This is a genomic window from Aestuariibius violaceus (genome assembly GCF_040779325.2).
Lineage (GTDB): Bacteria > Pseudomonadota > Alphaproteobacteria > Rhodobacterales > Rhodobacteraceae > Aestuariibius > Aestuariibius violaceus.
The window spans coordinates 74481-86039 of record NZ_JBFONT020000001.1 but is presented as its reverse complement, the minus strand read 5'-3'; the positions used below and the strand labels follow the sequence as shown (position 1 = coordinate 86039).

General features: G+C 64.6%; 12 protein-coding genes. 9 read left to right on the top strand and 3 right to left on the bottom strand.

The genetic code is table 11. The annotated features are described in order from the left end of the window. The first annotated feature begins 144 nt into the window (after positions 1-144). Complete coding sequence (locus AADZ90_RS00445; protein WP_367311441.1) at positions 145-948, top strand: M35 family metallo-endopeptidase; 804 nt, start codon at positions 145-147, stop codon at positions 946-948. Positions 949-973: 25 nt separating this feature from the next. Here AADZ90_RS00445 and AADZ90_RS00440 read toward each other — a convergent pair whose 3' ends face one another. Next, positions 974-1522 (bottom strand): TlpA family protein disulfide reductase, encoded by a 549-nt coding sequence (locus tag AADZ90_RS00440; protein WP_367311442.1) that lies wholly within the window; start codon positions 1520-1522, stop codon positions 974-976. Between the two features lie 24 nt (positions 1523-1546). Between AADZ90_RS00440 and argH the strand changes: the two genes are divergently transcribed. From argH to AADZ90_RS00420, 4 genes are read left to right on the top strand one after another with little or no spacing between them, the layout of a single operon-like run. Then, complete coding sequence (gene argH, locus AADZ90_RS00435; protein ID WP_367311443.1) at positions 1547-2935, top strand: argininosuccinate lyase; 1389 nt, start codon at positions 1547-1549, stop codon at positions 2933-2935. After that, complete coding sequence (locus tag AADZ90_RS00430) at positions 2914-3114, top strand: hypothetical protein (RefSeq protein ID WP_367311444.1); 201 nt, start codon at positions 2914-2916, stop codon at positions 3112-3114. Before argH ends, AADZ90_RS00430 begins: the two co-directional genes overlap by 22 nt. Further along, the gene (locus tag AADZ90_RS00425) at positions 3114-3449 is read left to right on the top strand and encodes a DUF2834 domain-containing protein (protein WP_367311445.1); all 336 of its coding nucleotides are present in this window, start codon (positions 3114-3116) and stop codon (positions 3447-3449) included. Before AADZ90_RS00430 ends, AADZ90_RS00425 begins: the two co-directional genes overlap by 1 nt. Then, positions 3446-4078, top strand: coding sequence for a DMP19 family protein (locus tag AADZ90_RS00420; protein WP_425474919.1), 633 nt, complete (start codon positions 3446-3448; stop codon positions 4076-4078). Before AADZ90_RS00425 ends, AADZ90_RS00420 begins: the two co-directional genes overlap by 4 nt. Positions 4079-4330: 252 nt before the next feature. Here the strand turns inward: AADZ90_RS00420 and ilvD are convergent, their stop codons facing one another. Beyond that, positions 4331-6064 carry a dihydroxy-acid dehydratase gene (gene ilvD / locus AADZ90_RS00415; RefSeq protein WP_367311447.1) on the bottom strand — a complete coding sequence of 578 codons (1734 nt, stop codon included), beginning with the start codon at positions 6062-6064 and terminating at the stop codon, positions 4331-4333. A gap of 131 nt (positions 6065-6195) precedes the next feature. Between ilvD and AADZ90_RS00410 the strand changes: the two genes are divergently transcribed. The 3 genes from AADZ90_RS00410 to AADZ90_RS00400 all read left to right on the top strand — a co-directional run bounded on the left by AADZ90_RS00410 (position 6196) and on the right by AADZ90_RS00400 (position 9564). Further along, positions 6196-7362 (top strand): cation:proton antiporter, encoded by a 1167-nt coding sequence (locus AADZ90_RS00410; RefSeq protein WP_367311448.1) that lies wholly within the window; start codon positions 6196-6198, stop codon positions 7360-7362. A 105-nt stretch (positions 7363-7467) separates the two neighbouring features. Next, positions 7468-8346: a CPBP family intramembrane glutamic endopeptidase gene (locus AADZ90_RS00405; RefSeq protein WP_367311449.1), complete on the top strand. Its 879-nt coding sequence runs from the start codon at positions 7468-7470 to the stop codon at positions 8344-8346. Between the two features lie 102 nt (positions 8347-8448). After that, positions 8449-9564 (top strand): DUF4240 domain-containing protein, encoded by a 1116-nt coding sequence (locus AADZ90_RS00400; protein ID WP_367311450.1) that lies wholly within the window; start codon positions 8449-8451, stop codon positions 9562-9564. Positions 9565-9635: 71 nt separating this feature from the next. Here AADZ90_RS00400 and AADZ90_RS00395 read toward each other — a convergent pair whose 3' ends face one another. Beyond that, a complete protein-coding gene (locus AADZ90_RS00395) occupies positions 9636-10232 on the bottom strand; it encodes a hypothetical protein (RefSeq protein ID WP_367311451.1) in 597 nt (198 codons plus the stop codon). 378 nt (positions 10233-10610) lie between these two features. Between AADZ90_RS00395 and AADZ90_RS00390 the strand changes: the two genes are divergently transcribed. Beyond that, a complete protein-coding gene (locus AADZ90_RS00390) occupies positions 10611-11516 on the top strand; it encodes a CPBP family intramembrane glutamic endopeptidase (protein WP_411996911.1) in 906 nt (301 codons plus the stop codon). The last annotated feature ends 43 nt before the right edge of the window (positions 11517-11559 follow it).

Here is an 11559-nt window from a genome sequence, read left to right as displayed (position 1 = left end):
GATCCAACCCGCCGCTGCAGACCCACCGCCCGGGCCGATGTGACACTTCGGGTGACGTTTGCCAGCGACAGTCAGCCCCTTGTCTCAAACCTGACCCATCGGACAGACACAGCTGCCCAAGCGAACCGAGCGCGGAACCGGCGAGTGGATATCTATGTCGCTCGCACGTCGACGCTTGATCCGTTTCCAAAGAAAAGACACCTGAGCAATGTCTGCATGCGTCATGATCATACACCGGAACTGAAAGCGCTCGTCAAACTCTCGGCGAGCGCAAGCCGCAAGGCGCGCGACCGCATGCGTGCCCTCGCTTCCATGAGCGCTGCGATGAGGCGGAAGGCCTGGAATGACGGCCCCGAGAAGAAATGGTTCGGGCCATATCGCAAAGGCAGTCCAGGCGATTTCGAATTTGTGAGAGAGCGGATTGAACGGGTGCGCCGGATCTTTAAGGGCACACTGCCCGCGGGTCGGAAGGCCTGTGCGAACAAAGAAAATGTTCTGACGATCCGGGCCTTCAACTGCAGCGACGCGGAATTCAGAGGCTGTCGTGACGGCAAGCCGCCCGCACCGCCCAGAGACAAGGCTTGCTGCAATCACAAAAGCGACGCGGGCTGGACAGACAACCAACTAGTAGTTTTCACAAAAACAAAGGAAATCCTCTACGACCAACCGCTGTCACCTCGTCCGCATGTCATTAATATTGGCACGGCATGGTTTCGCCGTCCGCGCGGATTGTCGCGAAAGGCTTGGCAACGGCAGCGAAGGACGACAGTCCTGCATGAGGTTGCGCACCTTGCGGGCGCCTGGGCGGGAACAAGCGCCGATCCTGCAATTCCGGACGATGAGAGATATGGAAGGGCAACTGCCCGGCATCTCGCCCGCGCCAATCCCCGTGTGGCCCGGATAAATGCTGAGAACTATGCCTACTACATCCTAGAAATTGCAGACTAGCTCAGGCGGCTGATCCAACCGATCCCTAACTCGCTCCTTCGATCACGGCAGCGATGATCGCCTTCGCGCTCTCTGACGACCAGTCGGCATCGCCCTGCAGCCGCGCGACCTCGCGGCCCTGCCGATCGAGCAGCACCGTCACAGGAAGCCCCAGCACCCCGGCGCTGCGCGCCAGCGATTGCCGCGGGTCGCGGTGGAGCGGCAGATTGTCGACGCCGATCTCATTCAGGAACCGCGCCATGCCCTCCGGCGGGTTCCGGCCCGTGGCGACCGTGACGACCTGGAAGTCTTCGCCGCCCATTTCTTCCTGCAGGGCCGAGAGATGCGGCATCTCCTTCCGGCAGGGCGCACACCACGTCGCCCAGAAGTTCAGGACAACCACCTGGCCCTCCCAGGCGGCCAGCGTCGTCTCGGACCCGTCCTCGTGCAGGAATGGCGCGTCGACCGGCGCATCCGGCGTCGCGTGGATCACCAGCTTCCGCATGTCGCCGTCCTTCAGCGCCTCCAGCGCCGGGTCAGCATTTGCGAAGCTGGCAAGCCCCATGTAGAGAGCCGCGAAACCGAGAAGACGCATCAAGACCTCCTGAAAGGCGCTAGAATGACCGAGACCTCGAACCGGATGTGGGGCGGGCGCTTTGCCGCTGGGCCGGACGCGATCATGGAGGCAATTAATGCCTCGATCGGGTTCGACCAGCGGCTCGCGCGCGAAGACATCGAAGGCTCGCGGGCCCATGCCGCCATGCTGGCGGCGACGGGCATCATCAGCGGTAGCGATGCCGACGCGATCCGGGAAGGCCTCCTCACGGTGTTGTCAGAGATCGAGGGCGGGGACTTTCCGTTCTCGGCGGCCCTCGAGGACATCCACATGAACGTGGAGGCGCGGCTGCGCGACCTGATCGGCGAACCGGCGGGGCGGCTCCATACGGCGCGGTCGCGGAACGATCAGGTGGCGCTTGATTTCCGCATGTGGGTCCGCGCCCAATGCGACGCGCTGGACGAGGCGCTCGTCGCTCTCTTGCGCGCGCTCCTCGCTCAGGCCGAGGCGGGGACCGACTGGGTCATGCCCGGCTTCACCCACTTGCAGACGGCGCAGCCCGTCACCTGGGGCCACCACATGCTGGCCTATGTCGAGATGTTCGCCCGCGACCGCGCCCGCTTTGCCGATGCGCGCAAGCGGATGAACCTCTCGCCCCTGGGCGCGGCGGCCCTCGCCGGAACGTCCTTCCCTATCGACCGGCAGATGACGGCCGAGGCGCTGGGCTTCGACGGCCCGTCGGCCAACTCGCTCGACGCGGTCGCCGACCGCGACTTCGCGCTGGAATTCCTCGCCGCCGCCTCGATCACCGCGATGCACCTCTCCCGCTTCGCCGAGGAACTGGTGATCTGGTCCTCCGCCCAGTTCCGCTTCGTCACCCTGTCGGACCGCTTCTCGACCGGTTCGTCCATCATGCCGCAGAAGAAGAACCCCGACGCGGCCGAGCTGATCCGCGCCAAGATCGGCCGCATCCTGGGCGCCAACATCGCACTGATGACGGTCATGAAGGGCCTGCCGCTGACCTATTCCAAGGACATGCAGGAAGATAAGGAACCCGTCTTCGACGCCGCCGACGCGCTGATGCTGGCGCTGGCCGCGATGACCGGGATGGTGGGCGACATGACCGCCAACCAGGGCGCCCTGCGCGCCGCCGCCGCGTCGGGCTTTTCCACCGCGACCGACCTCGCCGACTGGCTGGTCCGCGTCCTGGGCCTGCCGTTCCGCGAGGCGCACCACATCACCGGCCGCCTCGTGGCCCTGGCCGAGGCAAAGGGCTGTGATCTTCCCGACCTCACGCTCGAGCAGATGAAATCCATCCATGACGGCATCACGGAATCCGTCTACGATGTGCTGACCGTCGAAGCCTCCGTCGCCTCGCGCACCAGCTACGGCGGCACGGCCCCGGTTCGCGTAAGGGAACAGATCGCCAGATGGAAAGAGCAGCTCGCCTGATACCCGCGCTTGTCGGCCTCGGCCTCCTCGCCGCTTGCGGCGCCGACGGCGCGCCAGAGCGTCCGGCCTACACGATCGGCCCTGACGTCACGATCGGGATCGACAGCCACGGCAACACGGATGTGGGCGCCACGGTCGGCGTCGGCCGCGGCCCCGTGACGGTGATCGTCGGGCTTTGATGTCTCCGCTCCGGCTGACCTACCTTGCGCTGGCCATCTGGGGCGCGATCCACCCGATGTCCTATTTCGTGTCCTGGTTCATGGAGCATGGTTGGCAGCTCGGCCCGATGATCGACGCCTGGTACGTGAACGACGCGACCTCCGGCCTCGTCTGGGACCTGACCATCGCCGCCATCGCGCTGACCGCCTGGATCGTGGCCGAGGTCTGGGCCCGCCGCAACTGGATCGCCCTGCTGGCCATCCCGGCGACCTTCGGCATCGGCGTCAGCTGCGGCCTGCCGCTTTATCTGTTTCTGAGGACGCGGGTCGTCTCATCTCAAAACCGTCTTTCATGATAATGAGGGTTATCGACAGCATTCCTCTTCCTGGAAGTACGCTCCGGCGAAACTCCATCTCGGATATCGAGTACGATGCGTGGGAGTTTGCCGATCTTGTCGTCTTATCCGAAAGCGTCTCACCATCGAAGAGGCTGAGAGCATTCTATAGTCTTGGGTACTATCTCGGTCAGGTCCTGAATGGTGGACATAGTCAGCTGACTTATAACATGGATATCGGCGAACGAAGATCAGGCTTTCTTATCGATAGTTTCATTTACGGCACCGAGATGATTGGAGCTCCGAAATTTGGGCGGATTGCGGAGAAGTATCAGGCTTGGATCAAAGAGCACAAAAATGAAGCAGGTATGCAGACCGGATTTGAAGGTGGTCGGGATGAATACCTAGATCATCTGGATGAGCTGTTTATCAAAACGGATGAAGAATACTCAGAGGAGCTGCAAGGTCGCCTGAAGAAAACCGAAATCGAAGAAGAGAAAGCAATTCTATCCAAGATCATGCAGGAAGAGCGCCTGCATAACATCCATGCGATCGTAAACTTTTGGCTACTCAGAAGCGACATGCTTATCGAGGTTCCCGATCCTTCGTTTAAGGAAACGGCTCAAGCGATGTTGTCACCGCTCAACTAGCTGGGCAGAGTTCACCAGCCTTGCCCAAGACCTCCCCATCGCGCTCAGCGTGTGGATCATGGCTAAGGTCTGGACTCCCAAGCTCACCTACAACAAGCAAACTCGTTAACCTTATCATCCATTAACCTTAACGCGCGCCCATTGCAGAGCGTCATCCTCTTCATCTGGCCAAAAATATGCAAAATTCGGCAGTCAATCTACGTCTGTGGTCAGTATGATGACCCGCCCGCGCAACTAGTTCGGAATGGCCCCTCAAATATCCGCATACACATGCCGCTCGCTTTTCGCGCCGGGATGCGTTACCGCGCCCAGCCGCGTTGACCCCACAAGCTGCGCATACTTCCAGAGCGCCCCGCTGGCATAGATCGTGTCGCGCGGGCCGGCCCATGCCTCCTTGCGGGACGCCAGCTCCTCTTCGCTCAGATCGACCGAGATCTCGCCCTTCACGGCATCGATCCGGATCACGTCGCCGTTGCGCACCAAAGCGATCGGTCCGCAATGGGCCGCTTCGGGGCCTACATGCCCCACGCAGAAGCCACGCGTCGCGCCCGAGAACCGGCCGTCGGTGATCAGCGCCACCTTCTTACCCATCCCCTGGCCCGAGATCGCGGCGGTCGTCGCCAGCATCTCGCGCATGCCGGGGCCGCCCGCGGGGCCTTCGTTGCGGATGACGATCACCTCGCCTTCCTTGTAGTCCCGCTTCTTGACCGCTTCGAACGCGTCTTCTTCGCATTCGAATACCCGCGCGGGGCCTTCGAAGACCTGATCTTCCGCGGGGATCCCGGCGACCTTCACGATGGCCCCTTCCGGCGCCAGATTGCCCTTGAGGCCCACAACACCCCCCGTCGGGGTCAGCGGCGTCTCGACCGGATAGATCACCCGCCCGTCGGCCTCGCGCGTGACGATATCCAGCTCCTCGCCCATGGTCCGGCCCGTGGCCGTCATGCACTCCTCATGGACCAGCCCGGCCTTCCTGAGCTCCTTCATCACGACGGGCACGCCGCCCGCCTCGTAAAGGTCCTTGGCCACGTAATTTCCGCCCGGCTTGAGATCGACGAAATAGGGCGTGTCCCGGAAGATCGCGCAGACATCGTCGAGGTCGAAATCGATCCCGGCCTCGTGGGCGATCGCGGGCAGGTGCAGCCCCGCATTGGTCGACCCGCCGGTGCAGGCGACGACGCGCGCCGCGTTCTCCAGCGATTTCCGCGTCACCACGTCCCGCGCGCGGATGCCTTTCTCCAGCAGCACCATCACCGCCTCGCCCGAGGCCACGCAGTACTGGTCCCGGCTTTCGTAAGGCGCAGGCGCCCCCGACGAGTTCGGCAAGGCCAGCCCGATTGCCTCCGACACACAGGCCATCGTGTTCGCCGTGAACTGCCCGCCGCAGGCCCCGGCGGACGGGCAGGCGACGCGCTCCAGCACCGCCAGCTGTTCGTCCGAGTAATTGCCCGCCTGATGCTGGCCCACCGCCTCGAACACGTCCTGAACGGTCACGTCCTTGCCATCCAGACGCCCCGGCAGGATCGACCCGCCATAGATGAAGACCGATGGCACGTTCAGCCGGACCATCGCCATCATCATCCCCGGCAGCGACTTGTCGCACCCGGCCAGGCCCACGATCGCGTCGTAGCAATGGCCGCGCATCGTCAGTTCGACCGTATCGGCGATCGCTTCGCGCGAGGCCAGGGACGACCGCATCCCCTCATGCCCCATCGCGATCCCATCGGTGACGGTGATCGTGGTGAATTCCCGCGGCGTGCCGTTCGCGTGCTTCACGCCCAGCTTGACCGCCTGCGCCTGACGGTTCAGGGCGATGTTGCACGGGGCGGCCTCGTTCCAGCAGGTCGCGACGCCGACGAAAGGCTGCGCGATCTCTTCCTCGCTCAGCCCCATCGCGTAAAAGTACGACCGGTGCGGCGCCCGCTGCGGCCCTTCCGTCACATGGCGGCTCGGCAGTTTCGCCTTGTCGATCTTGCCCTTCAGCATCCCCGGTCCTCCCTCGAAAGCGTCACCCCGGTCTACGAAAGCCCCTCAGGCACCACAAGACGGCTTTGCGCGGGAAAGACACATGACACGGATCAAAGACGCCGCCATCCGGCCCTGTCAGCGTGCCCGCCATGGATATTGCCCCGCTTCTCATCACACTGGGTGTTCTCTTCCTTGCCGGTCTGGCCGCGGACGAGGCCGGACGGATCACCCGGCTGCCCCGCGTCACCATGCTCCTGATCCTCGGCCTTCTGGCGGGAGAGGCCGGTCTGGGCCTCGTTCCCGAAGGTGTGTCGGAATGGTTCGACACGCTGTCGATCGTCGCGCTGACCATGGTAGCCTTCCTTCTGGGCGGGTCGCTCACGCGGGCAAACCTCGCCAGCCACGGCCGCGCGATCCTCGCGATCTCGCTCGTCATGGCGGGGGCCACGCTGCTGATCGTGTCGGCGGGGCTGATCCTCGCGGGCATGGAGCCCGGCCTCGCCGTCATCCTCGGCGCCATCGCGACGGCGACGGCACCCGCCGCCATGGCCGACGTGATCCACCAGTCGGGGGTCGAGAACGACTTTACCGAAACGCTCAAGGGCGTCGTCGCCATCGACGATGCCTGGGGTCTGATCGCCTTCAGCATCGCGCTCGTCGTCGTCGGTCAGACGGATGGGTGGGCGGTGCTCGCGATGGGAGCGGGGTGGGAAATTGGCGGCTCCATCGCGCTCGGCCTCGGGCTCGGTATTCCGGCGGCCTACCTCACCGGGCGATTGGCCCCGGGCGAACCGCTCCAGGCCGAAGCGATCGGCATCGTCTTTCTCACCGCCGGCCTCGCCCTCTGGCTCGAGATGTCATTTCTCATCACCGGCATGACGGCTGGCGCGGTGATCGCCAACCTCGCGCGCCACCACGACCGGGCCTTCCACGAGATCGAGCACATCCAGTGGCCGTTCATGATCCTCTTCTTCCTCCTCGCCGGTGCCTCGCTCGAGGTCGAGGCGCTGCGCCTCATCGGGTGGTTGGGCGCCCTCTATGTCGCCCTGCGCATCGTCTCCCGCCTCGCGGGCGGATGGATCGGGGCCGTGCTCGGCCGGGTCCCGCCCGAGGAGGCGCCGCTCTACGGCCCCGCGCTGATGCCGCAGGCCGGCGTCGCCATCGGCATGGCGCTGGTCGCGGGCGAGGCTCTTCCCGACAGGGCCGCGACGATCATGGCCTTCACCGTGGCCAGCACCGTCATCTTCGAACTGATCGGCCCGCCCGTAACCCTCGCCGCCATCCGCAAGACGGCCCGGCCCGCCTCGCAGCCGTAGCCGTAGCCGTAGCCCGCCGGGCGGCTGTCTTACCGGCCACACCCAAGCAACCGAGAATTTCGGGCCTGATTGTTGCACCGGCCGCACCTGCCTAGGGTCGCGGCCATGTCCTACGCCCCGCACGACCAGCTTGTCCTACTGGCCCGGCCCAGTCGAAGCCTCTGGCGCGTCATCGTCGGATTCCTCTGCCTGATCGCCCTGATCTTCGCGTTGGGCTACGGCGCGTTCGAGGTTGCCTACGCCATCTTGCCCGCCGACCTCAGCTGGCGCATCTATGACGAGAGCGAGGTCGGCGACACGCCCTTCGGCGTCGCCATCACCCTCGGCCTCTTCGCGATTGCCACCATCGCGCTCGAAGCCGTGATGCGGCTCTTCCACCGGCGCGGGGTCCTCGAGCTGCTGGGAGACCTGCCCCAGGCGGTCCGCGACTTCATCCGGGTGATGGCCGCCTTCATCCTTCTCTCCGGGCTGCTCACGTTTCTGCCCTCTCCGGATTACGGCGAACCCGTGCCCAATCTCCATCCCGGCCAATGGCTCCTGCTTCTGCCGCTGATGTGCGTGTTTCTCTTCATCCAGATCTCGGCTGAAGAACTGGTCTTCCGCGGCTACCTGCAAAGCCAGCTCGCCGCCCGCTTCACCCACCCCGCTATCTGGATCGGGCTGCCCTCCGTGCTTTTCGGGCTCCTGCACTGGGGCAATGCCGAAACGACCGAGGGCTCGGTCGCCTATGTCCTGGCCACAACCGCCTTCGGCATGGCCGCCGCCGACCTGACCGCCCGCACCGGCACCCTCGGCGCCGCGCTCGGGTTGCACTTCGCGGTGAACTTCTACGCCATCTTCCTGGTGGCCTTCGACGACTGGGCCTACGGATACGCCCTCTTCGTCATCCCCCTGAACGGGACCCCGCTTGAACACGACCCCCTGATCGAGCTGGCGGTCATCCTCAACATCTGGCTCGCCGCCCGCGTGGCCCTGCGCCGCTAGCGCAACATATCCGCGGTCCGGTTTAAGCCGGGCCGCCACAAGCAATTGAAACCGAAAAACCAAATCGCGATACCTCGTCCCAGCAGCTCAAGAGTACCCGCCATGTACGACGAGATCCCGCTTAGCGAGACCGAGGTCTTCCGCCCCCGCTACGACAGCTTGTCGAAAGACCTCGACCGGCTCATGGAACACGTTTCGAACCTCTATCACGATGACCGCCTCTTCAACGAGTTCAGCAAGGCGAACGCGGCGGGGGAAAGGGCCGCGATCGAAATCGAAGACGCCTATTTCGCCCGCGGCCTCTACGCACAGATCGAAAGCCAGTACACCTATACGTTCGAGATCGCCTTCGGCCCGCCGCACCAGGGCATGCTCGACGCGTTGGAGCGTCTGATCGCGGCGGGGCAGGGTCAGCGCGCCATCCGCATATGGCGCAACTACCTCGCGCTGCAGAAGTCGCCGTTCTGGTCGCGGATCGACGAACGCAAACGCGGCTTCAAGATGTCCCCCTACTGGGCGGCCAGCGAAAAACTGCAGCGCAACTCGCACGAAAACCTGATCCGCGATATCCCCCGCTACAAATCCGGCCTCCTCGCGATGATGGACACGGCCCGCGATATCTTCCTCCGCGCCGGAGCGACCGAGGCCCAACTCGCCCGCCTTGCCGCCGACCGGGAGGAGGTCGAAGCAGAGGAACGCCGCCGCCCCACGGGCAAACCCGACCCCCGCAAGATGGATACGGACATCTTCTGGGAGGTCATCGGCACCCAGGGCGATGGCAGCCCCGCCGAACAGATCGACGCGATCACGGACAGGCTCGCCATGTTCAAGGCGACGCCGATCAAGGCTTTCGACACGCTGTTGCGCGAGCTGGACGCGCAAGCCTACCGCAGCGATATCTGGGCGCTTGCCTCCCTCCCGCAGGACGGCTGCTCCGACGATGCGTTCGAAGGCTTCCGCTGCTGGCTGATCCTGCAGGGCAGGGAGGTCTTCGAGACCACCCTGGCCGACCCCGACAGCTTCGACACCTCGCTCTTCACCGGAGAGGCAAGCGCCTGCAACACCCTCCGCGACGCGCCGCCCCTCGCCTACGAGATGCGCACGGGCAAGGCCCTGAAGCGCAAGAAACTCCCGCCCCTCCGCCTGCAGGGCCCCGAGATCGAGGAAGAGCACTTCGCGACAGCCCTCCCCCGCGTCGCAGCGGCTTTGAACACATAGAGGTCCAGCCAACCAAACAGCGTATCGGTCCCACAGCTAAGACGGCTGAACCTCCCGGACGCCGTCCGAGATCAGGTCCCGGCGCCGCTGATCGCGCAGGTCGTCGCGCCAAACAGCCGCGACTGACAGCTTGTCGGCAGGATCCGGGCCGGCTTGTAGGTCAGGTTCGCCGCCTCGGGCCCCAGGTTCTGGATCATCAGCTGCCGGACGAACGCAACCGCCTGCGGATCGTCCTCTCGCAGGCCCAGTACATTCACCGTCCCCGGCGAAAGATCGACCACATCGGTCGCGCGCAGCGGTATCAGCTCGCTGGAACTGTTCGAGCCGAAGATAAAGCCATAGATGCCCGATCGGTAATAGCTTGCCGACATGACCCGGAACCGATCCTCTCCAGAGCCCAGGATGACCTCCTGCTGGTCCGGATAGAACGGATTACGCCCGAAGGAGTATCCGGACTTGTTCCGCCCGACACTGCTGCAGCTGCGCATCATACCTTGCGTCACCGGGCAAAATTGCAGGCCGAACATGAACGTGTCGTAACTGGAGTTGTCGACTAGATAGACCCTGTCGCGGCCGACATCGAAGGCACTCAGCTGTTCCGGGGTGCTCGGCGGGATGGTGAAGCAGGCGGACAGGAGAAGCGGCAGCAGCAGGGGAAGATATCGCATGGCAATTCCTTGGCTCAAAGTCAGGTTTCAACGGTCGCGACGATAGAGCGCCCGATCGTGACGGGTAACGAGAAGCTGCCGGGAAAGGCACATCCCGCCAAGGTATTGATAATAAGCAACAGTTTCGGAAGCTCGTGAGGGCGGCTCTGAGCTTCTGTCAATTATCTTCCCCCGATAGGCCCCGTCTCTCTCCGATGCGCGTCAAGCGACCCTGCGAAGCGCTAGCGTGGTCTCTGCTGTCCACGCTTACAAAAATCCCGCGAGGGTGCCGTTGCGCTCCCAACCCGCCGATTTGCGCGAGATACCTTGATCAACGGGTGTAATGCGAGAGCCCGTGCTTTCTCCGCCAAACCCCGCCCGCCGCCGCGAATGAGCCGAATGAACTCCCCCATTGCTCCGCCGCCGCCCACGGCTTACCTCCCCTCCATGTCTTACGGCCCCCAACGCTATCTCTCCGATCCCGCCCGCGGCTCGAACGGGCTCTGGCGTACGCTCGGCGGGTTCGTCGCCATCGCGCTGACGCCGCTGATCCTCGGCGCGCTCCTCCTTGCGCCTCTCTACGCGGCCCTTCCCGTCTCGGCCCGCGACTACAGCACGCCGCTCGGCACCACGCTCGCGCTCGCCTCGTTCGGGCTCTACATCCTCGCGGTCGCAATCATCCTGCCGCTCCTGCACAAGCGTGGCCTCTTCTCCCTCTTCGGCGACCGCGACCGCTTTGTCGCCGATTTCCGCCGCACCGCGCTCGCCGCGCTCGCTGTCCTCGCCGCCATCGCCTTCCTCGTCCCCGGCGGCGGCGACACCGGCCCGATCGAGCCGAACCTGGCCTTCTCCACCTGGCTCGGCTTCCTGCCCTTCGCCCTCGGCGCGATCTTCCTGCAGGTATCGGCTGAAGAACTGGTCTTCCGCGGCTACCTGCAAAGCCAGCTCGCCGCCAAGCTGTCCGATCCGCGCCTCTGGCTTGGCATCCCCGCGCTGCTCTTCGGCCTGCTCCATGCGGGCAATTCCGAAAGCCTTTCCGGCGCGCTCACCTATATCGCGATCACCTTCGCCATGGGCCTCGCCCTCGGCGACCTGACCGCGCGCACCGGCTCGCTCGGCCCCGCCATCGCGCTGCATCTCGTCAACAACACGATCGGCATCCTCTTCGTGGGGATGGAGGGGCTGCTCGACGGCCTCGCGCTCTTCGTCACGCCGACGGAAGGGGCCATCGAACCGCCCCTCTGGCCCAGCCTTCTGACCGTCCTCAACCTCTGGCTCGCCGCCCGCGTCGCCCTGCGCGTCTGATTGCATCCGCGCCCGCGGGGGATTATCTCCCGGGACGCGTCAG

Coding starts and splice junctions, on each gene's coding strand:
- AADZ90_RS00395 (WP_367311451.1), bottom strand. CDS start 10,232: ATGCGATATCTTCCCCTGCTGCTGCCGCTTCTCCTGTCCGCCTGCTTC.
- AADZ90_RS00440 (WP_367311442.1), bottom strand. CDS start 1,522: ATGCGTCTTCTCGGTTTCGCGGCTCTCTACATGGGGCTTGCCAGCTTC.
- AADZ90_RS00425 (WP_367311445.1), top strand. CDS start 3,114: ATGTCTCCGCTCCGGCTGACCTACCTTGCGCTGGCCATCTGGGGCGCG.
- AADZ90_RS00420 (WP_425474919.1), top strand. CDS start 3,446: ATGATAATGAGGGTTATCGACAGCATTCCTCTTCCTGGAAGTACGCTC.
- ilvD (WP_367311447.1), bottom strand. CDS start 6,064: ATGCTGAAGGGCAAGATCGACAAGGCGAAACTGCCGAGCCGCCATGTG.
- argH (WP_367311443.1), top strand. CDS start 1,547: ATGACCGAGACCTCGAACCGGATGTGGGGCGGGCGCTTTGCCGCTGGG.
- AADZ90_RS00430 (WP_367311444.1), top strand. CDS start 2,914: ATGGAAAGAGCAGCTCGCCTGATACCCGCGCTTGTCGGCCTCGGCCTC.
- AADZ90_RS00390 (WP_411996911.1), top strand. CDS start 10,611: ATGAACTCCCCCATTGCTCCGCCGCCGCCCACGGCTTACCTCCCCTCC.
- AADZ90_RS00400 (WP_367311450.1), top strand. CDS start 8,449: ATGTACGACGAGATCCCGCTTAGCGAGACCGAGGTCTTCCGCCCCCGC.
- AADZ90_RS00405 (WP_367311449.1), top strand. CDS start 7,468: ATGTCCTACGCCCCGCACGACCAGCTTGTCCTACTGGCCCGGCCCAGT.
- AADZ90_RS00410 (WP_367311448.1), top strand. CDS start 6,196: ATGGATATTGCCCCGCTTCTCATCACACTGGGTGTTCTCTTCCTTGCC.